This is a genomic window from Arthrobacter sp. AOP36-F1-5, from assembly GCF_058137995.1.
Genome location: NZ_CM176892.1, coordinates 1,576,047 through 1,599,175, shown reverse-complemented (window position 1 = coordinate 1,599,175; position 23,129 = coordinate 1,576,047). Strand labels below are relative to the sequence as shown.

Below are 23,129 nucleotides of genomic sequence, written 5' to 3'. Positions count from 1 at the left end.
GCCGAAGACTTTCGCTCAGCATTCGGATGGACTGTAGCCATCGGGATGATCGCAACAGCTATCACACTGCCTCTCCTCGTGGCCGCGCGCAGGTAAAAGTTCAGGGGCCTTCTGCCACTTTTCACCCGTGAATAGTTGGTGTCCCGCAAGCAGGCAACAGGACCCTGCTGTGACTTATGCAGCCGACTGTCGGACAAGGAATGAACTCAGCACAGATCTCGATGCCCCGATGGGCAGGGTTGGACCCTCGGATGACGAAGCTGTGTGTGCACATCTGTCGTCGCAGGTTTGTGCCGCGAGTCGTCTGATTTCATGATGGCGCCGGAGTCCTACAGAAATCACGAGACCCGTGCCGTCGCGGTAGTCGGGCCAAATGCTCGGGCACGCGCGAATGCTAGGGAAGTGCTGCAAGGTACCTGACGCGGAATGGCTACGAAGAGATTTCCACGGTTCTTGGTGCGACATCCAAGTTCAACGGGAACGACGTCTTCTCAGGGCGTCGACCAGCATGCAGAGAGGTGGCCATTGATGGGCGCAGGGGAGTGTTGTTCCCTGAACGTCAGGGTGCCCGGAATCGGTTCTCGTTCGGTGCGAACATCGGACGCCGTGAGTGCACGTCCCACGCTTCGACTCTAGGCCGACGAAACCTATTGCAGGCCCACCTTGGGCAAGACAGGCGGACAGTTGCCCTAACTGTAGTGAGACAGGACAGCAGGACTGCCTGTTTCACTCGGGTAGGCAAAGGACAGGAAGAACCCCGAGCAAAGCATTACTTGACATAATGTAGATTATCGGCGCTTTATCAAATCGTGAAGGTCGGACTGTCCTGATCAGGTACTTCGGCGAAATGCATTCGTGCCCACTGGGTTATGTGCTGCTGGACGACGCCTCTTGATGCCAGCGCCATCCCGCCCGCCATAAAGCGTCCGGCCCGCGGTCTGATAAGAGATCAAGTGCATCGGCCTCACTCACGGAGTGTTCTCCGGCACCGTCACAGATTGCGTTCACACGCCATCGTTCGCGTTCCGACTCCGCCGGTCGATCTGGAGCCCCGAGATATCGACACGGCCATTGACTCCACCCGCACCCCGCCATGCCCATCCCGTTCGGCTGATGCGTTCTTCCTGGTTGACGCCGGAGGAGAATCCAAGCCCTTCCGTGGGCCCACAGCTCCGAGACACCCACGACCGGCCCTGCTTGACCTCACCACCTCTCCCCTGCATAACTCTAGTGATTGGGGCTCTCAATGGGGCGTTCGGCTCGAAGGAGCAGCCCTCGTCCCCCAGCAAATATGGTCGTGTGAAACCGTGCCGCCGCGGCAACCTGAACGAATCCCAACGCACGGTGTAGCTCGATCGAGGCAATATTTTCAGCGTTCACCACGCACCATGCCTCGTGGTTACGGGTCCAGATCCAGGCCAGCCGCTCTTGCGTGAGGCGAGCTGCAATCCCCTGCCGCCTCCACCTGGGGTCGACGGTGACGCCACCTAGATAATGTCCGGCCAACGCAGGGCCGTCGGCATGGTCCCAGACATGGGTTTTTGCCCAGCCGACCACCTGTCCGCCGGCTTCTGCCACCAACACCAGACGATCCGGGTCCTTCATGGCACCCACATAGCCAGGCACGGCACTGCTGCTCGCGCCACCGTCGTGGCTTTTATCGGCTATCGATGGTGAGTCAGTCAGCGTCGCGGCCCTGATGAGCGTATGTTTTGACAATCTTCCAACCGTTTCCAATAGGACGTCATCACGAAGTACACTCCAGTATATGGATGCCTCGATACTCAACTCCATCGTCCTTTGCGCGCTCGGCCTCGGGGTGTTTTTCTATCTCCTTCACACCACTATCCGTTCAGCGGTCAGAAGGGGCATCCGCGATGCCCAGCAGGACAAGGATCAGCAGGCTCGTGTCAATGCGGAAGGGGTCGCAGGCGGCGTGGCCCAGGACGTATGACCCAATGGTGCAGCAACCTTTGTAGAATGCACCCATGAAGACTTCGCAAGCACGGGAGTCGGCCCGATGAGGCCCTCTCCCCTGCCGTTCGGCCCGCGTAATTCAGTGCGGAAGATCATCGCCCGGGTCCAGGCATCCGTTGACGCAGCAGGTGTGGAACTCGATCCCCAGCAGCAGTCCCTGGTCAGAGACCTCTCCACGGCCGCTGCCCGGGCGCTTTCACGACGCTCCAAAACGGCGTCGGTGGAGAACTTCTACATCTACGGCCCTCCCGGGCGCGGCAAGTCATGGCTCATGGGGCTGGTGCATGAGGCACTACAGAGCGAGGCCACCCGCCGGCTGCACTTCCACGATTTCTTCCGCGATCTCCATGCCTCGGCGCATAGTTCCGAACTGGCTGAGTCCGCCGGTGATACCGCCGTCGAGGTGGCACTGGACGAGTTGCTAGGGGACGTACGGGTGCTGTGCTTCGACGAACTCCACGTGCACGACCCCGGCGATGCGATGTTCTTTGCCCGCGCACTCAAGGCAGTTTTTGCCCGGGGAATCCTGCTGATCGCGACCTCGAACTATGCCCCGGACGATCTGCTGCCCAATGACTACTTCCACCACCTCTTCGAACCGACCATCGAACTGATCAAGTCACGTATGAAAGTGGTCATGCTCGACGGCGGAACCGACTACCGGGCCCGGATCACCGAAGCAGACCGCCTCTCCGGCTATGCGGCAGGGCACATCATCGTCCCCGGCACGGCGGAACAACTGGCCCAGGCAGGACTCGCGGTCCCCCACCACAACGAAATCACCGACCTCAAGCCCACGACGCACAGCTTCACGGCCCAACGTGCCGCCCATGGGCAGGCCTGGTTCGATTTCCGCGACCTGTGCGACCGCCCCTCGGCAGCCTCCGATTACCTGCACCTGGCCCGGAATTTCCACCATGTCATCATCGATGGCATCCCCGCACCGGACCGGGCCACGACCAGCGCCTGGAAGCGCCTGGCCAACCTCATCGACGTCCTGTACGACCGCGATGTGCGCACCGATCTGATTTGCGTGGATCCGCCCGACCCCGATGCGGTGGAAGGTCATCCCGTCGATGCCGCCCGGCTGGGCAGCCGGCTCATGGCGTTGCGACCGCTGGTTCCCGGGACCTCCGATGAAGATTCCCTCCACGATCCCGCCCCCTCCCAACAGGAAAGCCCGCTTCGATGACCCTGGACCGATCTGTAACTGCCGCCTACTCCCCCGGCCGGCTGGCGGATCTGGTGGGGACCATGCTCGAACGCGCCACCCGGGGAAACCACGGCACCTTGCTGCCCGAAACACTGCCGTCCATCGTCCAACTCGGCCATCCCGTGCTGCGGATGGAAGCACAGGAGTACACCGGTCAGCTGGAACCGGAAGTGTTGGAGGCCTTGCTGGAGATCATGCGGGCCACCATGCATGCCGCCCCCGGGGTTGGTTTGGCCGCCCCGCAGATCGGACTTCCCCTGCGACTGGCCGTGTTGGAGGACACCTTCGCCACCGATGCCGAGATCGCCAGGGTGCGTGAACGGGAATCGCTTGAGTACTTCGCGATCATTAATCCCCACTATCAGGCCGTGGGCACGCGGACGGCTTCCTTCTACGAGGGGTGCCTGTCCTTCAGCGGCTTCCAGGCGGTCGTCGAGCGTCCAGCCGATCTGGCAGCCACCTATACGACTCCCACCGGGGAAACCATCCAGCGCAAATTCCATGGATGGCAGGCACGGATCCTCGCCCATGAGACCGACCATCTGGACGGAACGGTCTACATCGATCGGGCGATGACCCGCAGCCTGGTGGGCGCCGAGGAATACGCCAGCCGCTGGGCCGGCGCCGATATTGCTGCCGCCCGGGCGGGGCTGGGCTTCTAGCTCCCCGGGCCCACCAACGATCAGTCGCGGGCCGGGTTCACCGGAAGGTACCGATCCCACCAGTCCAGGATCGCCTCGAAGCGTTGGCGACGGTGCCACGGCGTCCCGGCGCGGGAGAGTTCGTGGTTCTCCCCGGGGAAGAGCAGGAATTCGGTCTCGACCCCCTGCCGCAGCAACTCCACGTAGTAGCGCTGGGCCTGTTCCAAGGGGCACCGGTAATCCTCTTCCGAATGCATCACCAGGGTGGGGGTCCGCACCTGCCCGACCTTCGCCATCGGACTTTGTTCCAGCGTTGCGGCCACATCCCGCCCGGTGTACTCGTCACCGAAGAACCAGCCGATGTCGCTCGAACCGACGAAGGAGATCGGATCCAGGAATCCACGCTCCACGATCGCTGCGGCGAAACGGTGGTCGTGGGCGATGGTCCAGGCCGTGAGGTATCCGCCGTAGGAACCGCCCAACACCCCGACCCGGTTCCCATCCAGCGACGGCTCGGCGGCGACCGCACCATCCAGGAAGGCCAATACGTCCTGCAGATCGACGGTGCCCATGGCCTCCTTGATGGCCAGGCCGTGGGCACGGCCGTAGCTGGCGCTGCCCCGTGGGTTGCACTGCAGTACCGCGTATCCGGCCCGTGCATAGACCTGAGCCTCGTCGAAATAACCCCAACCATATTGGGCGTAGGGGCCACCATGGATGTTCAGCAGCACCGGGTGGGGGCCCTCGCCTTCGGGCAGATAGAGCCAGCCATGGACCGGATAGCCGTCGGCCGAAGGCACGGTCAGTTCATGTGGTGCGCTGATGCGGGTCTGCTCGCGCAACGGAGCGGCGAAATCCGTCAAGGCAACCACTCCGCCGTCCTGCACCAGGGCGATCTCCCCGGGGGTGGCCGGGTCGGTATAGGACACGACGACGATGTCCGCGGCCTCCGAAACCCCGGTCACCTCCAGCGGGCCCGAAACCAGGATCCGGGTCGCACCGGAAGCGTCGATGACATGGAGTTCGCTACTGCCCCGCACCCGGGCCAAGGCGGCGACCTCACCGGAGCCCACGGGGAAGAGGCCTCCGCTTTCGCTGTAGTCGAGTATCTGCGGATCGGTCAGGAGGGTGGGTTCCGCCGCCCCGATCTTTTCGGTGGGCAGGACATGGACGGCGGCACTATGAGCCACGAAGTCGGTGCCCGACTCCCCCACCTTGCTACCCAGCAGAAACAGCTTCTCCCCGTCGCGGCTGAAGGTCGCTGCGTCGTAAACAGTATCGCCCGACGGTGAGCCGGCCACCAATTCGACGTCGGGTTCTCCCGCTGCCGAGGTGTCCACGTCCTCCACCGGGACCCGGTGGATCATCGAGCGCAGATCCGCATCGGCTCCGTGATGCAATGCCGCGGTGAAATACAGGTGCTTGCCATCGGGCCCGAACTCCGGACTGTTGCAATCGGCATCGGCGGGGGTGAGCAGGCGCGTCACCGGGAAGCCCTCGGCCGGTGCCTGGCAGGTGTGGCTGTCCCCCTCTACGTTTTCGCGGGCCGCGGCGGCTTTCTGGACGGTCTTAGCTGCCCGGCCCACGGGCTTGATGAAGGGTTCGGCGTCGGGGGCCGGGACCTCAATGAGGTGGATCCCGTTCCGGCGGTCGTTGCCGAATCCGAGCCCGTTGAACCGGTACTTATATCCGGTGATCCGGCGTGGGGCCTCGGCCCCGGCGCCCACCCCCTCCACGGTGCCGTAGCGTCCTTCCTCGGGGGTACGGCTGCCGAAGGCCACCCGGCGGCCATCAGGGGAGAAGACGAACTCCGACACCCCCAGATGGCGGTTGGTGATCACCCGGGGTTCACCGCCGCGGGCGTCGACGATGGCCAACTGCGGGACGCCCTCGCCATTGGGGCGCAGGAAGGCGATCAACCGCCCGTCGGGCGAGAACCTGGGCTGGGCATCCGAGGTCCCGCGGGTGATCCTCCGCGCGGGGCCCGCGGCGCTGCCGTATTCATCAAGCTCGATCAGCCAGAGCTGCCCCACCCCGGAATCGGCGTCGAAGCTGGGCCTGGTCGCCGCGAACACCACCCGGCGACCGGCCGGGTCCAAAGCGGGGGCGGATACAGTGGTCAGGAGCTCTAACTGATCTGGTTTCACCCCGTGAGCGTATCTGAAAGACTTATTGAAGGAAATAGCCATGAGCGATGATCTGGTCCCCCTGCGCTGCCCGCTCTGCGCCGGGACCCTGGCAGCGGCTTCCTCCGGGGAGCGCACGCTCACCTGCCCCACAGGGCATCGCTACGATGCCGCCAAGCAGGGCTACTTCAATCTCCTGACCGGCCGGGGCACCTCCTTTCGGGAAGATACGGCCGCCATGGTCCAGGCCAGGGCCTCCTTCCTGGCTGCCGGACACTACGAACCTTTGGCCGACGCCCTCGCCCAGGAGGCCCTGACGGGATTTCCGGACCGGGTCCCGCGACTTCTCGATGCCGGCGCCGGAACGGGGTACTACCTCGACGCGGTGGCCTCGGCCCTGGCCGGATCCCGCGGCCAGAGGCCGCCCGCCCTTGCGCTGGACATCTCCCGGTACGCCATGCGGCGTGCCGCCAGGCTTCCCCGGACCCGGGCGCTGGTCTGGGATCTCTGGCGTCCGCTTCCGGTTGCCGACGCCGGCGTCGATCTCCTGTTGAACGTCTTTGCCCCTCGCAACGGCAAGGAATTTGCCCGCGTCATCGCCCCGGGCGGGCTGGCCCTGGTGGCCACTCCCCTGCCCGGACATCTGGCAGAAGCCACGGTGCCCCTGGGGCTGCTCGGCATCGCGGCAGGGAAGGACGAGTCCGTGGCCGCGGCGGTGGGCCCGGAATTCGAGGCCGTCCACACCCGGGAAATCCGTTCCTCGCTGGAGCTTTCCACGGACGACGCCGTCCGGTTGGCCACGATGGGCCCGGCGGGCCACCACCACGATGACGCGTCGACCCGCTCCCGGTTGCAGACCCACCCGATGCCGGCCCGGGTCACCGCCGCCTTCCGCCTGCAGGTGTTTCGCCGTCGATAGCGCGCGGACCAGCGGAAGGACTCGAACATACCTCCCAAGGGTGACGATCCCACCGGCACTCATCATGCAAGATGGTAGGACCGAGGGTGGCAAGCGCCCTCCCAACGCATGCGGGTGACGAAATGTTCGAATGGGTCCTCGAGAACAGTTGGGTCTTCTGGCTCGCACTGTTCCTGATCCTGGCGATCATCGAAATGATGTCGCTGGACCTGTACTTCATCATGCTCAGTGCCGGCGCACTCGGTGGGGTCGTCGTGGCCCTCGCCGGCGGAGAATTCTGGCTTCAGGCCCTGGCCTTCTGCCTCGTTTCCCTGGCCATGATCCTCTTCATCAGACCGATCGCCCTCCGGCAATTGCATAAGGGCCCCGCCGACCGGCTGACCAATGTCGATCGCCTGGTCGGCCAGGACGCCCTCGTGCTCGAACCCACCACGAAACTCGGTGGCCGCGCCAAGATCGGCGGAGAGACCTGGAGCGTCAGAAGCCAGGACGACGCCGCGTTGGCTCCCGGGATGTACGGAACCGTCGTGAGCATCGATGGAGCCACGGCGTACATCACGATGCGCGCCGCGGAACCACACGAGAACTAGTACTTCGACACGGCCGGAGAAGGAAACATCCGGATCTGGTCAGTCCAATGCCCTGCGAAGGGCCATAAGGAAAAGAGGAACCATCAATGACAGGCCTAGGCATAGTCCTGGCAGTACTCGCGGTCTTCGTGATCATCGTGCTCCTGCGATCGGTACGCATCGTCCCGCAGGCGCGGGCAGGCATCGTGGAGCGGCTGGGTAAATACCAGCGCACGCTCGGACCGGGCCTGACGCTGCTGATCCCATTCGTGGACCGCCTGCTGCCGCTGTTGGATCTGCGTGAAAACGTCGTCAGCTTCCCGCCGCAGCCGGTGATCACCGAGGACAACCTCGTGGTCTCCATCGACACCGTCGTGTACTTCCAGATCACCGAACCGCGGGCGGCCACCTACGAGATCGCCAACTACATCCAGGCGGTCGAACAGCTGACCACCACCACGCTGCGTAACGTCGTCGGCGGCCTGAACCTCGAAGAGGCGCTGACCAGCCGTGACCAGATCAACGGCCAGTTGCGCGGCGTCCTGGACGAGGCGACCGGCAAGTGGGGCATCCGCGTTTCCCGGGTGGAGCTCAAGGCCATCGACCCGCCGCTGTCCATCCAGGACTCGATGGAGAAGCAGATGCGCGCCGAGCGTGACCGCCGTGCCGCCATTCTGACCGCCGAAGGCACCAAGCAGTCCCAGATCCTCACCGCCGAGGGCCAGCGTCAGGCTGCCATCCTCGCTGCCGAAGGTGACGCCAAGGCCGCCATCCTGCGCGCCGATGGTGAAGCCCAGGCGATCGAGAAGGTCTTCGACGCCATCCACGCCGGAAACCCGGACCAGAAGTTGCTGGCCTACCAGTACCTGCAGACCCTTCCGAAGCTGGCCGAGGGCTCCTCGAACAAACTGTGGATCATCCCCAGCGAGGTCGGCGAAGCCCTCAAGGGCATCGGTGGGGCCTTGGGCAACTTCACGGACGGTGACGATTCGGCCGGCGCCGCCACGGCACCGGGCGCCCCGAAGCAGCCCTAGGTTTCCACGGCTGATAACACCAGATGGTGGGGCACGGAGGGAACACCCTTCGTGCCCCACCTCGTTAAACGACAACGTGGGCTGGCAACGCGTATACTGGTGTCTTTGTGGCTTCCGCCAAGGGCTCAGGGGAATGATTACCCCACCCCAGGCGTTGTAAACAGTGGATGATGCCGAAGAGCAGCAGAACGTAGTAGGGAGAAAACATGAGCGATCGCAGTCTGCGTGGAATGCGTTTGGGCGCACAGAGCATGGAGACCGAAGCCGGGGTGGAGCCGGCACCGCGTCAGCGCGTGGAGTACCGTTGCGCCGATGGGGAGCAGGTTTTCGTGATGTTCTCCACCGAGGCCGAGATTCCCCTCTCCTGGGTCTCCAAGACCGGCAAGGAAGCACTCTTGGTCGACGGCGAACTGCCGGACACCTCCAAGGACAAGCCGGTCCGTACCCACTGGGACATGCTGCTGGAGCGCCGTTCCATCGACGAGCTCGAACAGACCCTCAAGGATCGGTTGAATAAGCTCCGCGCCGGCCGCGGCGAGAAGATCGAAGCCTAACCGCTCGTCGAGCTCGACCGGACGCACAAAGAATAAAGAGGCCGGTTTCCGCACCTGTGGGGTGCGGGAACCGGCCTCTTCTCATTCCACGGCACGGTGGGACGATCTCACAGCTTTCCGGTCAGCTTCCTCCAGCGGGCACCCAGCCCCCAGCGGGTGACATTGAGCATGGCCTCGACCACGATGTTCCCACTCATCTTCGATACCCCGAGTTCGCGTTCCACGAAGGTGATCGGGACTTCGACGATCTTCTTGCCCATCAGTGCCACCCGGAAGGTCATGTCCACCTGGAAACCATAGCCCACGGATTCTATGTCGTTGAAGTCCAGCGCTTCGAGGGTCTCCCGGCGGAAGGCACGAAAGCCCGCGGTGATATCCCGGATGCCCAGCCCCAACATCAGTCGGGAGTAGGTGCTGCCGGCCAGGGAAATGAGCTTGCGGTAGGGCGGCCAGTTCACGACGCTGCCCCCACGGACCCACCGGGACCCGATGACCAGGTCGGCCCCCTGGGTGTTCAGCGCCTCGAGGAGGCGAGGAAGCTGTTCGGGCTGGTGAGATCCGTCCGCATCGAGTTCGACGAGCACGTCATAGCCCTGTTCCAGGCCCCAGGTGAATCCTGCCAGATAGGCGGCCCCGAGGCCTTCCTTGCCCTTGCGGTGCAGCACATGGACCTGCGGGTCCGTGGTTCCCAGGTTCCGGGCGAACTCACCGGTGCCATCGGGGCTGTTGTCATCGACCACCAGGACATCCGACTCCGGGACGGATTCGCGCAGACGCTTGATCGTGATGGGGAGGGACTCGATCTCGTTATAGGTCGGAATGATGGTGATTACCCGCACGCGGTTTTACCCTTCTGAACTGTCTCGGCGGCCCCCCAGGGGCCTCGATGCGATCCCTCGGGACCTTCGGACACGACTGCGGACCAACGGTCCACTCCCCCGCCGGAGGACCGGGTGGGGAAAAGCCAATGACCAAGTATACCGTTCACCGACCTGAGGGCACGGAAAGACCCCGGGAACTTCGGACCAAAAAGAGTGCATTCAAGCACAAGCAATTTGTTTTCTACTGCTCCCGGGGCCAGACCTTTGTTTATTTGCCGTGATGCCGACTCGACGTTGTAGGACTCCCTACCATCGCCGTTGAGAATCCACCCTATCGGCTCAGATCGCCCTGTCAACTGAAGCCTGACTAGCATTTTCAGGCGTACCACCTAGTCAGGCCCGGCGCGTCGCGACACCCTTTCCGCGCATCGGAAATCGCCGGGGCGGCGCTCACGCACGACGGAAGATGCTCCGTCCCCGACGTACCGTGCCCAGGCAGGTCGGCAGGGAGTCCTCGAGCACGGGAAGCATCGGGGTCCCGGCCCGGGCGTCGGTGCTCCAGGAGGACACCCGGGCGTCGGGGGTCTGGACCGCCAGTTCGGAAGCCGCCCAGATTGCGAAGGTCGCCTCCGAGCCCGGGACGAGCTGACCGGCCAACGGGTCCGGATCCCCGAAGCCCCGGTAGCCGGCCCGCGTATGGGCGACGAAGGCGGCCCGTGCCGAGATCCGGGACGATTCGGTGTGGTGTTCAAGACACGCCTTGACGGTGGCCCAGGGGCTCATCTCCGTGACCGGGCTGTCGGAGCCCAGGCAGACCGGCACCCCTCTGGTCAGCAGACGGCCGACTTCATTCATCCGCGCCGAACGTTCACCCCCCAGGCGTTGTTCGTATTGGCCATGGGGGCCGCCCCAGAGGGCATCGAAAAGCGGTTGCATGGAGACCGTGACCCCGAGTTCTAGCCAGGTGTCGATCGCGGTCTCGTCCAGCATCTCGGCATGTTCGATCCGGTGGCGACCCCGCTGGATGGCCGCGATCCCCAGCCGGTCGGCGGCCAGCCGGAACCCGGCCACCGCCTCATCCATGCCGGCATCGCCAATGACGTGGAACGCGGCCTGGATACCGGCTTCGGTGCAGGCCTGGACATGGGTGGCGATCGTTTCCGCGTCCAGATAGAGACAGCCGCTGGTGGAGGGGGCGTCGGCATAGGGTTCGCGCAGGGAGGCGGTCCGGGAGCCCAGCGAGCCGTCGATGTTCAGGTCCCCGCCGAGCCCGGCCATCCGTGGACTATCGAAGTCATCGAACAGGCTGCGGGCCTGCTGTGCCGTGTCGACGGTTTCGGCCCAATAGATCCGCACCGCCGGCAGGTCCTCGCCCTCGGCGTCGAGCAGGTCGTTCAATGCCGAGACATCCGCGCGGGTCCCGATATGCGGGGCCGCCATTTCGGCGACGGCCGCGTAGCCGTGGGAGGCCAGATGCTGCAGGGCCCGGCGCTGGTGGTCGGCGCGGGATCCGGCGTCAAAGGAGAGAATGTGCTCCCTCACCCGGGTATGGGCTTCACGCACGGCCACGGGGCCGCCGTCCCAACCGTCGAGACCGTGGATTCCGGCAGCAGCAGCCAATGCACTGCTGACCAGGCCCGAATGAACGTCGACACGGGTCAGATACACCTCCCGGCCCGGAGCCGCCGTGTCCAGCTCCTCCACCGTGGGGGTCCGGGCCTCGGGCCAGGTGCTCTCATCCCACCCGGCCCCGATGACAGGGCCGGGCCGGGTGGCGGCCCGTTCGGAGACCGCGGCGAGGAATCCGTCCACCGAGGTACAGCCCGACAGGTCCAGCGAGGCCAGAGCGACGCCGGTCTCGGTCAGGTGGGCGTGGGAGTCGACGAAGGCCGGAGCCACCAGTGCCCCGTCCAGGTCGACGATCTCCATCCTCTCGTCGATCAGCGCGTCCGCGGCCGCCTCCTGGCCGACCCAGGCCACGGAGCCTCCATCGATGAGCATTGCCGTGGCGAATGGATCCGCGGCGCTGTAGATGGCTCCGTTGCGGTACATGACCAGTGCGGGCATGTGTACTTCCTTCCCTGCAGGAGGGCGGCCCGACGGCTCGCCCCCAAAGTGGTTCTTGATGCCCGGTGGTGGTTGGCCTGCCGGAAGCGTGCCTAGTCGGCGACGCTGGAGTAGGCCACCACACCGCGACGCACGGCGTCCACCGCTGCCCGGCACCTCCCGGCCAGCACCGGGGACAGGTCCGGGACCTTGGCCAACTGGTCCAGGGTGTCGATGACCTGTTTGGCCCAGCGCACGAAGTCCCCGGCCGCCAGGTCGGTGCCGCGCAGGCAGTCCTTCAGGTCCTTCCCTCGCGCCCACAGGTACATGGGCCAGACGAGGCCGGAATCCGGCTCGCCCGTCTCCGGGAGCCGGTTGGCTTCCTCCAGGTCGGTCAGTTCGGACCAGTTGCGTACCGCAACCGTCCAGGCTTCCTCGACCTGCCGGCTGGGCATCTTGGGATGCCCGGCGGTGGACTCGCGTTTGGCCTGGTAGACCAGCGTGGTGACGAACCCCGCCAGCTCGGCGGCCCCCAGCTGATCCATGCAACCCGATTCGAGCACCAGGGACGTCAACAGGTCGCGTTCGCCGTAGATGCGTCGCAACCGGTTCCCCGAGGCCGTCGTCACCAGTTCCCCGTCCGGGGAACCTCCCTCGGGAAGGGCCAGGTAGCCGTAGTGTTCCAGGATCGTGCACACGCGGTCGAAGGTCTTGGCAATGGTGTTGGTCCGCCCGGAGATCTGGCCCGAGAGCCTGTCGGTTTCCGCCTTGAGCTTCCACCAGCGTTCGGCCCAACGGGCATGGTCCTCCCGTTCGGAACAGCCGTGGCAGGGATGCCGACGCATTTGCCGACGCAACTCGGTGATGCGGGCTTCCTGCCGGTCGGTGCCCGGGAAGTCGAAGCCGCTGGCCCCCCGACGAGGTGGCCGCTGTTCCTGCAGCGCATTGCGCAGCGAGGCGGCCAGGTCCTTGCGTTCCTTCGGCGTGCGGCCGGTGAAGGACTTCGGGATGCGGATCCGTGAAATGACCTCGATCGGGCCGTCCAGGTCCTGGACCCCGACCCGGCGGACCTGGCGGTCCTCGGTCAGCACCGTCGGACGGGGATCACGCAGCGAATCGGAGACGGCGATGATCACGCAGCGTCCCAGCCGGCGCGGACCGGCCACGTCGATGACGTCGCCCGGGACGACCTGTTCCAGGGATTCCTCGGCCGCCGACCGACGCATCCGGTGGGCGGTGCGCGACGCATCCTTTTCGGCCTGCCCGAGTTCCTGGCGGATCCGGGCGTATTCCTTGAAGTCGCCCAGGTGGCAGGCCATCGATTCCTCGTAGCCGGCCATTGATTCCTGGCGGCTGCGGACCTGCCGGGCCAGCCCGACGACGGAACGGTCGGCCTGGAACTGGGCGAAGGAGGATTCCAGGATGGTGCGTGCCCGCCCCATCCCGAACTGCGCCGAAAGGTTCAACGACATGTTGTAGGTGGGGCGGAAGCTGGAGTTCAGCGGGTACGTGCGTTTGGAGGCGAGACCTGCCACCGCCGCCGGATCGGTGCCCGGCTGCCAGAGGACCACCGCGTGGCCCTCGATGTCGATCCCCCGCCGGCCCGCACGCCCCGTGAGCTGGGTGTATTCGCCGGCGGTGATCGAGACATGCGATTCCCCGTTGAATTTCTCGAGCTTCTCCAACACGACCGACCGTGCCGGCATGTTCACCCCCAGGGCCAGGGTCTCGGTGGCGAAGACCGCCTTGACCACGCCCCGGGCAAAGAGCTTCTCGACGACTTCCTTGAAAATCGGCAGCAATCCGGCATGGTGGGCCGCGAATCCCCGCAGGAGGCCTTCACGCCAGGACCAGAAACCGATGACTTCCAGGTCCCCTGCCGGGATCTCCCGGGCCACGGCGTCGATCTCTTCTTCGATGATCCGTGATTCGGCCTCGGTGGTGAGGAAGAAACCGGTGCGCACGCATTGGGCGACGGCGGCATCGCAGCCCTTGCGGGAGAAGATGAAGAAGATGGCCGGCAGCAGTCCCGACTGGTCCAGCGAAAGCACCATTTCGGGGCGGGAGACCCGATGTTTCTGGGGTGGTCCGGAGGTGTTGCGGGGCCCGGCATGGCCTCGTCCCCGGCGCTGGGCCCGACCGGCACCGCCACGGAATTGATGCCGTTCATCGCGTTGGGCCAGCCGGGTGAGTTCCGGGTTCACGGCGATGCTGTGTTCGGCGCCCTGGTCCTCCAGGGCCGCCGCCTGGTCGAAGGCGAGGTTTCCGGCGAAGAGGTCCAGAAGCCGGCCACCGACCATGACATGCTGCCAGAGCGGGACGGGACGGTGTTCGGTGACGACGATGGCGGTATCCCCGCGGACCGTATCCAACCAGCCGCCGAATTCCTCGGCATTGGAGACGGTGGCGCTGAGGGAAATGACCTGGACGCTCTGCGGCAGGTGGATGATGACTTCCTCCCAGACCGCGCCACGGAACTTATCGGCAAGGTAGTGGACCTCGTCCATGACGACGTAGGCCAGACCGGTCAAGGTATCGGAATCCGCGTAGAGCATGTTCCGCAGGACCTCGGTGGTCATCACGACCACGTCGGCTTCGCTGTTGATCGAGGTGTCCCCGGTGAGCAGCCCCACCCGATCGTGGCCGTAATAGGCGGCCAGCTCGTTGTATTTCTGGTTGCTCAGCGCCTTGATCGGCGTGGTGTAGAACGCCTTCATGCCCCGCTGCAGTGCACAGTGGATCGCGAATTCGCCCACCACGGTCTTCCCGGCGCCGGTCGGCGCGGCCACCAGGACGCCCCGGCCTTCTTCGACGGCGGTGCAGGACTGGATCTGGAAGTCGTCGAGTTCGAATTCCAGGCTCCGGCGGAACGCGCCGAAATGGGTTTTTTCCTCGGCCGCGCGTTCACGCCACGCGGCGTACTGCTCTGCTGGAGAGCCCATGCCTGACCACCCCTTCATTGGTGTCTCGTCTCAGGGGACAAAACCAGCCTACCCGGGCGTCACCACGGCTCAGTCGATGGATTCGCCGTTGGCGATCAACCTCTCGTTCTCCTCTTGCTGTTCGAGGCGGCGTTTGGCCCGACGCCGGTCGTTGAGCAGGCAGAAAACGGTGGCGGCGGCGAAGAGCACCAGCAGTGGTCCGGCCAGGACGAACATGGTCAGTGCGTCGCCGCCCGGGGCGGCCATCGCCGCCACCAGGCAGATCAGGAAGACGGTGATCCGCCAGTTCTTCACGATCAGTTTGCCGGGCAGGATCCCGACCATGTTCAACCCCACCAACAGCACGGGGATGATCATCGAGATGCCGAAGGCGATCAGCAGGCGCAGCACGAAGGTGAGATAGTCCTGGACGGTGATGAGGTTCACCGCGATATCGGGGGTCAGCCCCAGGAAGAACAGCAGGGCGTGGGGAAGCACCCAGTAGCCCAGGTAGATGCCGCCGAGGAACAGTGGTACCGCGACGCTGATGAAGGACAGCGCGGTGCGCTTTTCCTTCTTCTTCAGCCCCGGGACGATGAACGCCCAGAGCTGGTAGAGCCAGACCGGGGAGGCCATGATCAGGGCCAGGAACAGCGACACCTTGATCATGATGTCGAAAGGCGAGACCGCCGTATTGAAGTTCGCCGTCCCGCCGGCGTCCTTCAACGGTTGGAAGAGCAGACCGAGCACCGGTTGGTAGAGGAAGAATCCCCCGACCGCCGCGACGAAAAGGGCACCGAGGGAAATGAAGAGCCGGTTCCGCAGCTCGATCAGGTGTGCCTTGAGCGCCATCCTCCCTTCGGGGTTGGATTTACGCCCTGTCTTTTCCGCCACCGGGAACTAGCGCTTGGGGCCGCGGTGTTCCGGGTCCACGACCTTGCCCTCGTAGGGCTCGTCGGTGGCCGTCGGATCCTGGGGGTCCTGCGGAGCCTGTGGATCGTCGTCCTTCATCTGGCGGACCTCGGACTTGAAGATGCGCATGGACTGCCCGAGGGAACGTGCCAGCCCCGGGAGTTTGGGGGCACCGAAGAGAATCAGCGCCAACACAACGATGATGACAATATGCCATCCCTGTAGACCAGCCATGGGTGGAACTTCCTTTCGTCTGGCTCTCAGTCTACGTCACGCCGGTACAGGTCGCCTACGCGTTGGGCCTGTCCCCGCCGATGTTTTCCGGCGATCCTGCGCTCGCGGCGGGCGGTGCGGCGGGCCTGTTTCCCGGCGTCATATTCCCGCCGGGCCGCGTCGCGGGACCTGAACAACACCGCGGTACCCGCCGGCGGCCGCGGCCGGCCCCCGAGGTCCTCTTCCAATGCTTCCCCCGGCGGCAGGGACAGGGCGTCCCCGGCCGTGGTCACTTCATCGAACATGACCATGAACTTGCGGTACAGGTGCAGGGCGCACAGGCCCAGGAACACGAGGGTGGCCAGGGCCAGCACGGCCCAGAGCAGGATCCAGAAGCACCAGGGCATCATGCGTTCTCCTTGGTCAGGGGGTGGGGGCGACGGTTTTCGTGGGCGGCCAGGGCCGCGTCCAACCAGCGGCGCGTGGTGTCGGCGGCGGTGTCGGGGGCGATGACCCGCAGGCCTCCGCCGTGCCGGGCCACCAGCCCGGGCAGCAATTCCGGCGCCGGGACACCGACCTCGGCGATCAGGGTCCCGTCCTTGGCCTTCGCGCTCTGGTACGGGGCGAATTCCTCGACGAGCCGGTGCAGCCGGGGGGCGAATCCGAGTTCGACGGCGATGTCCTCCGGGGCCGGAGTGTAGAGCGTGCCCTCCGCCACGGTGTGTCGTTCGGCCTCGCGGACGAACCTCTCACCGGTGGCCCGTGCGGAGAGGATCCGATCCAGCCGGAAGTTCCGTCTGGCCCGGGAGCTGCGGCACCACGCCTGGACATAGGTCCGGCCACCGTCCTCCAGGAGGCGGATCGGCTCGATCTCCCGGTCGCTGATCTCGTCACGGCTGGGTTGGTGGTAGCGCAGCTGGAGCACCTCGTCGGAGGCCACGGCGGCGCTCACCGTCTCGCGGACGGCGGAGGACTCGGTGGCTGCCAACCGCGCGGAGGCGATCCGGTCGATGTCCGCGAATTCCCCCGCGGCCCCGCGCAGCTTCTCCAGCGCCGACCGCGCGGCGCTGCGGTCCGTGGTCCCGGGCAGGTCCAGGAGGGTCTGCAATCCGACCAGCAGCGAGAAGGCCTCCAGGAGGTTCAGCCGGATCGGGGCCGCGAGGCCCTCCGCGTTGACGATGGAGACCCGGTCCCCCTCCAGGTCGACGTCGATCAGTTCATCGGGCAGGCCATTGGGGACCCCGCAGAGCTGGATCATGGTCAGGTCCTCGATCAGCCGACGCCGGGACAATCCGAACCGCGCGGCGGTGTCCTCGAGCAGCGGGGCGCCTTCGCGCACCACGTAGGCGATGATGTCCAGGGCCCGGGCCACGACGTCGGAGGAGGACGGCCGGCCCCCGGGGCGTGCCTGTCCGAAGGAGTAGGCCGGCACCGGGGCGTTTTGTGCTTCGCAGGCCCCCTGCAAGCGGCGTCCGACGGCGTCGCGCAGGCCCTCGGGGCCCAGGACCGCCGCTGCCGGACCGAGTTCGGCGATTTCGGCGCTGAGCGCCTCGTCGTCCTGGTAGTCCAGGCACACGGTATCGGCGGTGTCCTCGGGGTCCTGCCCGGCAGGTGACTGCCCCGGGTCCGTGCCGTCGACGGGGTCGACCGCCCGGCTCCGCAGGGCCAGTCCCCGCCCCGGGGCCAGGCGCACCCTCGCCCGTTGGCGGGCCGTGTCGGGGTCCAGCCCGTCCAGGACCTCTGCGATGCGGAATCCTTCGGGTCTCTCGACGGTGCCCGGGCGACGGGCGATCTCGGAACAGATCCGCGAGAGCCGGAAGATGCGTTGGCCGTCCCGGTCGCGGTCGCGGCCCACGAGGTACCAGTGGCCGAAGCGGTTGCCGATGCCCCAGGGTTCGATGGTGCGCACGGCGCTCTGCCCGGAGGCCGCACGGTAGCTGAAACGGATCGGGGTTCGATCCCATACGGCGCCGAGCACATCGCGGAAGGCGGCGTCCGCGGCATGGAGCCTCGGTTCGAAGGTCTCGAAGGAGGCGCCCGCGGAGTCGGGGCTTCCGGCGGCGCCCGGGGAGAGCCGGTTGAAGGCCCGGTCCGCGGCGGAGGCGATCGTCGGATCCTTCCAGACCCGGGCCGCCAGTCCCAGGGCCATGGCTTCCTCAGGGGTGAAGGACACCGCGGGAAGCCGGTATTCCTCGGGGCGGACGCGGTAGTGGGTCTCTTGGCGGTCGTTGCCGTAGTAGGTGTCCCCGACCAGGGATTCCAGCGGGACCCCGAGGGAGCGCAGATCGCTCTTATCACGTTCGAATTTGCGCTCGAAGGCCTCGTCGGACAAATCCTGGTAGTCATCCACGATGCCCCGCAGCTCGGCCCGGGTGTAGCCCCGGCGTCGGGACATCAGGGCATAGGTGAGGCTGACGAGCTTTTCCGTGCGCGAAGGCGCACCCGCATTACGTTTGGCAGACACCGGACCCACGTTACTAGAAAGCACGACGGCGCCGCCCCCCCGGTGGGGGGACGGCGCCGTCGTGGCGGGAGGACTGCTAGCGCACGTCCACCAGGTCGACCACGAAGATCAACGATTCGCCGCCGGCGATGGCGGCCCCTGCCCCGCGTTCGCCATAGGCCAGATGCGAGGGGATTTCCAGGCGCCGGCGTCCGCCGACCTTCATGCCCAGGATGCCTTCGTCCCAGCCCTGGATGACCTGTCCGGTACCGGCCCGGAACTGCAGCGGTTCGCCGCGGTTCCAGGAGGCGTCGAATTCCTCGCCCGTGGACCAGGCGACCCCGACGTAGTGGGCCGAAACCGTGGCGCCGGCGGTCGCCTCGGCGCCGTCACCGACGATGAGGTCCTCCGAACGCAATTCGGTGGGTGCGCCTTCCGTGGGGAAGTCGACTTCGGGTTTGGTGCGGTCGTACTCGCGTTTGCCAAAAGACATATTCGTCCTTCTCCTGTTTCCGTTCCGGGATTTCTACTTCGCGGGCTTGTCGATCGACTTCACGTCGACGACGAAGACGAGGGTACCTTGCGGCATGCCGTCCTGGCCGTCGTAGGCGAGCTTGCTGGGGATCGTCAGCAGGACGGTGGAGCCTTCCTTGACCCCTTCGAGGCCTTCGGTCCACCCCTTGATGACCTGATCCAGGCCGAAGGTCGCCGGGGAGCCCTTCTCGTAGCTGGAATCGAACTGTTCGCCGTCTTCCCAGCGGGCCCCGGCATAGTCCACCGTGATGGTGTCGGACTTCTTGACCTTGTCGCCGTCGCCTTCCTTCAAGGTGGTGACCTTCAGGTCGGCGGGCGGTTCGTTGCCGGCGGGGATCTTCACGGTGCCGCTGCCGTCTTCGGCGATGTCGGCGGTGGGTTCGGCGTCCTTCTTCGCGTCGCCGTCCTCCTTCGTGAAGTCGACCTTGATCTTGTCCTTGGCGTCCACGACCTTCAGGATCAGCAGCTGATCGATCTGGGACGGATCCTTCGGGTTGGCGGAGGCGCCGTCGTCATCGGATTCGTCGGCGTTCTTGGGATGGACGTAGGCAACCCAGGAACCGATCTTGGTCCCGACGAGGATCTCGTGGATCTGCTCGTCCTGTTCCTTCAAATCGTCATTGACGCTGAGGGTCATGGCCGGTTCCTTGAACGTGTTGCCGACCTCGCTGCCGTCCTTCATGTTGTATCCGGCCAACTTATAGGAGACGTCCTGGCCTTCCTCCACCTTGGCCCCGTCACCCTCCTCGAGGACCTTCGCCCCGGGCTCGGTGGCTTCCAAGGGGGTATCGAACTCGACCTTCGGCGCCGAGTCCTCATCCTCCCCGGGCGTGAGTTTGATGGAGGAGAGCGGCTCGGCCGCGCCCACGGTCCTCGGGGTTCCGGCTCCACAGGCGGTCAGCGCTAGCAGCGCGACCCCGAGAACCAGTGCCAGCAGCTTGCGCACAAAATCCACTTTCGTCGTCGTACATCAATGGTCAACAATCGACCCGGGGGCACCACAGCGCCGCCCGGGCCCCGTCCAGCTTAAGGTTCCCGCCTGTGAATGTCCTGAGGCCGCGCCGGAAAATCAGTCTTGGGGCCGGATCAGGGCCGTCAGTTCCTCCACCCGCGGGTCGACCTGGGCGAAGGGGTCCTTGCACAGGACCGTCTGGCCCGCATGGTCGTTGAGCTTGAGATGGACCCAATCGACGGTGAAGTCGCGGCCGGCTTCCTGGGCGGCCCGGACGAAGTCCCCGCGTAGTTTGGCTCGGGTGGTCTGGGGTGGGGTCGTCGTCGCGGCGGCGATCTCGGCTTCGGAGACCACCGCCTGCGCCCGCCCATTCCGGCGCAGCAGCGAAAACAGCCCGCGGTGCGGATCGATGTCGTGATACGTCAGATCCAGTTGGGCGATCCGCGGGGAGGAGAGTTCCAGGGAGTGCTTTTCCTGGTATTGCCGGATCAGCCGCTGTTTGATGGCCCAGTCGATTTCGGTGTCGATCCCCGAGGCGTCCCCGCTGGCCACCGCATCCAGGGCACGGCGCCACAGGTCCATCACCCGGGGCACGTGCTCGTTATGGGCCCCGTGGCGTTCGATGAACGTGGTCACCTTGGCATGGAAGATCTCCTGGAGTTCCAGGGCACTCAGCTCGCGGCCGCTGGCCAACCGCACCCGGTGCCGCCCGGTGGGGTCGTGGGAGATATCGCGGATGCTGCGGATCGGGTTCTCCAATCGCAGGTCCTCCATGATCGTGCCGGCCTCGATCATGCGCAGGACCAGATCGGTGGCGCCGATCTTCACGAGCTGGGTCGTTTCGGACATGTTCGAATCCCCCACGATCACGTGCAGGCGCCGATAATATTCGGCATCGGCATGCGGTTCGTCCCTGGTGTTGATGATCGGGCGGGACCGGGTGGTCGCCGAGGAGACGCCTTCCCAGACGTGGTCCGCACGTTGGGAGAAGGCAAAACGGTGTTCGCCGTCCACCGGCAGCACCTTCCCGGCCCCGGCGAAGAGCTGGCGGGTGACCAGGAACGGGATGAGGATCTCGGCCAGCCGGGCGAATTCCAGTTTGCGCGGGATCAGGTAGTTCTCGTGGCAGCCGTAGGAGTTCCCGGCCGAGTCGGTGTTGTTCTTGAACAGGTAGATGGATCCCCGGAGCCCGTCGGCCTTCATGAGTTCCTCGGCGCTGGCCACCAGATCGTTGAGGACCGACTCCCCGGCCCGGTCGTGGGCGATCAGTTGGGCGACGTCGTCGCATTCGGCGGTGGCGTATTCGGGGTGGGATCCGACGTCGAGATAGAGCCGGGAACCGTTGGTCAGGAAGACGTTGGAACTGCGCCCCCAGGCCACCACCGGCTTGAAGAGGTAGCGGGCGACTTCCTCGGGGGTCAGCGGTCGTCCTCCGGGATCGGAGTAGGCGATCCCGTATTCGGTTTCGATTCCAAAGATGCGGCGGTCCATCTCAGGCACCGTCCTTTCCAGCCAGGGCGCGCAGGATCTCGTCCTTGCCCCGTCGTGTGAAGGTCCTGCCGGTCAGCGGCCGGTCGACCGGGCTGCGCTCGAGGACGGCGACCTCCAACAGGTCCACGGCGTCGGGCCCGGAGACCTCGGGCAAGGCGGCGGCCGCGGTCCGGATGACCTCGTCGAATCCGGCGGTGGCCAGTTCGCGGCCGGCCCAGGCGGCGTCCATGGCCTCGGCCAACGACCGGGCGTCACCGCCCATGACGACCAGTCCGGGTTCGTCGGAGATCGAACCGTCGAAATTCACCCGGTACAACTCATCCGAGGCGGGCTCCTCCCCTACTTCGGCGATCGCCAGTTCGACTTCGAAGGGTTTGGATTCGGCGGTGAAGACCGCGCCGAGGCTTTGGGCGTACACGCTGGCCAAACCGCGGCCGGTGACATCCTCCCGGTCGTAGGAGTAGCCCCGGGTGTCCGCGTACCTGACCCCTGCCTGGCGCAGGGATTCGAATTCGTTGTATTTGCCGACGGCGGCAAAACCGATCCTGTCGTAGATCTCCCCGATCTTGCGCAACGTCCTGGAGGGGTTCTCGGCGATCAGGGCGATGCCGTCCCGGCAGCTGGCCACGATGACCGAACGGCCCCGGGCGATGCCCTTGCGGGCGAAATCCGCCCGGTCCTTCATGAGTTGTTCGGGTGAAACGTAGAACTGCGCGCTCATCAGGCCTCCCTGGCTGTGGCCGAGCGTTCGGCGACGATTTCCCGGGCGAGACGGACCAGCTCGTCGTCGGGGATCCGTGCCGAGCCGTCGGCGTCGACCCGGTAGAGGATCGGCATGAGTTGGCGGACCAGATCCGGGCCCCCGGTGGCCGAATCATCGTCGGCCGCATCGTACAGGGCCTCCATGGCCACCCGGATGGCGCCCGTGGCGCCCAGTGAGGGGCGCCAGAGCTTCTTCAGGGCCCCGCGGGCGTAGACCGAGCCCGAACCGATGCTGTGGTGTTCGATCTCCTCGAAACGTCCGCCGGTGATGTCGTAGGAGAAGATCCTGCCCAGTTGCTGGCGGGGGTCGTAGCCGGCGAACAACGGGACCACCGACATGCCCTGCATGGCCCGGCCCAGGTTCGAACGGATCATGGCGGCCAACCGGTTGGCCTTGCCGTCGAGGCTGAGCAGGGCCCCTTCGATCTTTTCGTAATGCTCGAGTTCGACCTGGAAGAGCCTCACCAGATCCAGTCCTATGCCGGCCGAACCGGCGATCCCGACCGTTGAGAAGTGGTCGGTGGCGAAGACCTTCTGCATATGCCTGCTGGCAATGACGTTGCCGATGGTCGCCCTCCGGTCACCGGCCATGACCACCCCCTGGTCATAGGTCAGCGCGACGATCGTGGTGGCATGCCGGAGCCCTTCAGTGGCCCCGGCCGTATCGGCCGCCGGCAGCAGGTCAGGGCGTTCGCGCCGCAGATGCTCGACGAAGGAAGGCCCCTCGGGAATCTGCATGGCTACTGTCCGCCCTTTTGCACGAAACCACGCACGAACTCCTCAGCATTTTGTTCCAGTACGCCGTCGATGTCCTCCAGCAGGTCGTCCACACCTTGGGTCTGCTCCTGCGTGGCCGGTGCCGCCGCGGCCGGGGCCGGGGTCTCCTCGACTTCCTGCTCCTGCGTGGACGGCTGCGGCCGCTGCTGTTCCTGTGCCATGGTCTGCTCCTCTCCTCGGGGCGACGAATCGCCGGTCTGTCTATCGTCTCACTTGGTGGTTCC

The 23,129-nt window shown here is 65.7% G+C and carries 22 protein-coding genes; 7 read left to right on the top strand and 15 right to left on the bottom strand.

What is annotated here, in order from left to right; translation table 11 throughout:
* Window positions 1–1,227: 1,227 nt before the first annotated feature.
* Window positions 1,228–1,605, bottom strand: a complete 378-nt coding sequence (locus tag AC3ZI9_RS07365) for a GNAT family N-acetyltransferase (RefSeq protein WP_489923987.1) — start codon at window positions 1,603–1,605, stop codon at window positions 1,228–1,230.
* 163 nt (window positions 1,606–1,768) lie between these two features.
* Between AC3ZI9_RS07365 and AC3ZI9_RS07360 the strand changes: the two genes are divergently transcribed.
* The 3 genes from AC3ZI9_RS07360 to AC3ZI9_RS07350 all read left to right on the top strand — a co-directional run bounded on the left by AC3ZI9_RS07360 (window position 1,769) and on the right by AC3ZI9_RS07350 (window position 3,852).
* Window positions 1,769–1,954 carry a hypothetical protein gene (locus AC3ZI9_RS07360; protein WP_444554666.1) on the top strand — a complete coding sequence of 62 codons (186 nt, stop codon included), beginning with the start codon at window positions 1,769–1,771 and terminating at the stop codon, window positions 1,952–1,954.
* Window positions 1,955–2,020: 66 nt separating this feature from the next.
* On the top strand, window positions 2,021–3,169 hold the full coding sequence (zapE, locus tag AC3ZI9_RS07355) for a cell division protein ZapE (protein ID WP_444554667.1): 1,149 nt from the start codon (window positions 2,021–2,023) through the stop codon (window positions 3,167–3,169).
* Complete coding sequence (locus AC3ZI9_RS07350) at window positions 3,166–3,852, top strand: peptide deformylase (protein WP_444554668.1); 687 nt, start codon at window positions 3,166–3,168, stop codon at window positions 3,850–3,852. The genes zapE and AC3ZI9_RS07350 overlap by 4 nt, the downstream gene beginning before the upstream one ends.
* Window positions 3,853–3,872: 20 nt before the next feature.
* Here AC3ZI9_RS07350 and AC3ZI9_RS07345 read toward each other — a convergent pair whose 3' ends face one another.
* Window positions 3,873–5,978 carry a S9 family peptidase gene (locus tag AC3ZI9_RS07345; protein WP_444554669.1) on the bottom strand — a complete coding sequence of 702 codons (2,106 nt, stop codon included), beginning with the start codon at window positions 5,976–5,978 and terminating at the stop codon, window positions 3,873–3,875.
* Between the two features lie 40 nt (window positions 5,979–6,018).
* Here AC3ZI9_RS07345 and AC3ZI9_RS07340 point away from each other — a divergent pair, with 40 nt between their 5' ends.
* From AC3ZI9_RS07340 to AC3ZI9_RS07325, 4 genes are all read left to right on the top strand, one after another.
* Window positions 6,019–6,876, top strand: a complete 858-nt coding sequence (locus AC3ZI9_RS07340; protein ID WP_444554670.1) for a putative RNA methyltransferase — start codon at window positions 6,019–6,021, stop codon at window positions 6,874–6,876.
* A gap of 122 nt (window positions 6,877–6,998) precedes the next feature.
* Window positions 6,999–7,466 carry an NfeD family protein gene (locus AC3ZI9_RS07335; protein WP_444554671.1) on the top strand — a complete coding sequence of 156 codons (468 nt, stop codon included), beginning with the start codon at window positions 6,999–7,001 and terminating at the stop codon, window positions 7,464–7,466.
* Window positions 7,467–7,552: 86 nt separating this feature from the next.
* Window positions 7,553–8,479, top strand: a complete 927-nt coding sequence (locus AC3ZI9_RS07330) for an SPFH domain-containing protein (protein WP_444554672.1) — start codon at window positions 7,553–7,555, stop codon at window positions 8,477–8,479.
* A gap of 206 nt (window positions 8,480–8,685) precedes the next feature.
* Window positions 8,686–9,033 (top strand): RNA polymerase-binding protein RbpA, encoded by a 348-nt coding sequence (locus AC3ZI9_RS07325; protein ID WP_444554673.1) that lies wholly within the window; start codon window positions 8,686–8,688, stop codon window positions 9,031–9,033.
* A gap of 107 nt (window positions 9,034–9,140) precedes the next feature.
* Here AC3ZI9_RS07325 and AC3ZI9_RS07320 read toward each other — a convergent pair whose 3' ends face one another.
* From AC3ZI9_RS07320 to AC3ZI9_RS07260, 13 genes are all read right to left on the bottom strand, one after another.
* A complete protein-coding gene (locus AC3ZI9_RS07320; protein WP_444554674.1) occupies window positions 9,141–9,872 on the bottom strand; it encodes a polyprenol monophosphomannose synthase in 732 nt (243 codons plus the stop codon).
* Between the two features lie 432 nt (window positions 9,873–10,304).
* Window positions 10,305–11,921: an amidohydrolase gene (locus AC3ZI9_RS07315; RefSeq protein ID WP_444554675.1), complete on the bottom strand. Its 1,617-nt coding sequence runs from the start codon at window positions 11,919–11,921 to the stop codon at window positions 10,305–10,307.
* 92 nt (window positions 11,922–12,013) lie between these two features.
* Window positions 12,014–14,860 (bottom strand): DEAD/DEAH box helicase, encoded by a 2,847-nt coding sequence (locus AC3ZI9_RS07310; protein ID WP_444561401.1) that lies wholly within the window; start codon window positions 14,858–14,860, stop codon window positions 12,014–12,016.
* A gap of 51 nt (window positions 14,861–14,911) precedes the next feature.
* On the bottom strand, window positions 14,912–15,673 hold the full coding sequence (tatC, locus tag AC3ZI9_RS07305; RefSeq protein WP_444561402.1) for a twin-arginine translocase subunit TatC: 762 nt from the start codon (window positions 15,671–15,673) through the stop codon (window positions 14,912–14,914).
* A gap of 48 nt (window positions 15,674–15,721) precedes the next feature.
* Window positions 15,722–15,967, bottom strand: coding sequence for a Sec-independent protein translocase subunit TatA (gene tatA / locus AC3ZI9_RS07300; protein ID WP_444561403.1), 246 nt, complete (start codon window positions 15,965–15,967; stop codon window positions 15,722–15,724).
* 26 nt (window positions 15,968–15,993) lie between these two features.
* Window positions 15,994–16,356: a hypothetical protein gene (locus AC3ZI9_RS07295; protein WP_489923986.1), complete on the bottom strand. Its 363-nt coding sequence runs from the start codon at window positions 16,354–16,356 to the stop codon at window positions 15,994–15,996.
* Window positions 16,353–18,410 (bottom strand): helix-turn-helix transcriptional regulator, encoded by a 2,058-nt coding sequence (locus AC3ZI9_RS07290; RefSeq protein WP_489923985.1) that lies wholly within the window; start codon window positions 18,408–18,410, stop codon window positions 16,353–16,355. Before AC3ZI9_RS07290 ends, AC3ZI9_RS07295 begins: the two co-directional genes overlap by 4 nt.
* A gap of 76 nt (window positions 18,411–18,486) precedes the next feature.
* Window positions 18,487–18,882, bottom strand: coding sequence for an FKBP-type peptidyl-prolyl cis-trans isomerase (locus AC3ZI9_RS07285; RefSeq protein ID WP_444561406.1), 396 nt, complete (start codon window positions 18,880–18,882; stop codon window positions 18,487–18,489).
* 33 nt (window positions 18,883–18,915) lie between these two features.
* The gene (locus AC3ZI9_RS07280) at window positions 18,916–19,878 is read right to left on the bottom strand and encodes an FKBP-type peptidyl-prolyl cis-trans isomerase (RefSeq protein ID WP_444566873.1); all 963 of its coding nucleotides are present in this window, start codon (window positions 19,876–19,878) and stop codon (window positions 18,916–18,918) included.
* 114 nt (window positions 19,879–19,992) lie between these two features.
* Entirely contained in the window at window positions 19,993–21,366 is a 1,374-nt protein-coding gene (gene pafA, locus AC3ZI9_RS07275; RefSeq protein WP_444561408.1) for a Pup--protein ligase, read from the bottom strand.
* A 1-nt stretch (window position 21,367) separates the two neighbouring features.
* Window positions 21,368–22,087: a proteasome subunit alpha gene (prcA, locus tag AC3ZI9_RS07270; RefSeq protein WP_444561409.1), complete on the bottom strand. Its 720-nt coding sequence runs from the start codon at window positions 22,085–22,087 to the stop codon at window positions 21,368–21,370.
* The gene (gene prcB / locus AC3ZI9_RS07265; RefSeq protein WP_444561410.1) at window positions 22,087–22,866 is read right to left on the bottom strand and encodes a proteasome subunit beta; all 780 of its coding nucleotides are present in this window, start codon (window positions 22,864–22,866) and stop codon (window positions 22,087–22,089) included. Before prcB ends, prcA begins: the two co-directional genes overlap by 1 nt.
* 2 nt (window positions 22,867–22,868) lie before the next feature.
* Window positions 22,869–23,066 carry a ubiquitin-like protein Pup gene (locus AC3ZI9_RS07260; RefSeq protein ID WP_444561411.1) on the bottom strand — a complete coding sequence of 66 codons (198 nt, stop codon included), beginning with the start codon at window positions 23,064–23,066 and terminating at the stop codon, window positions 22,869–22,871.
* Window positions 23,067–23,129: the final 63 nt, after the last annotated feature.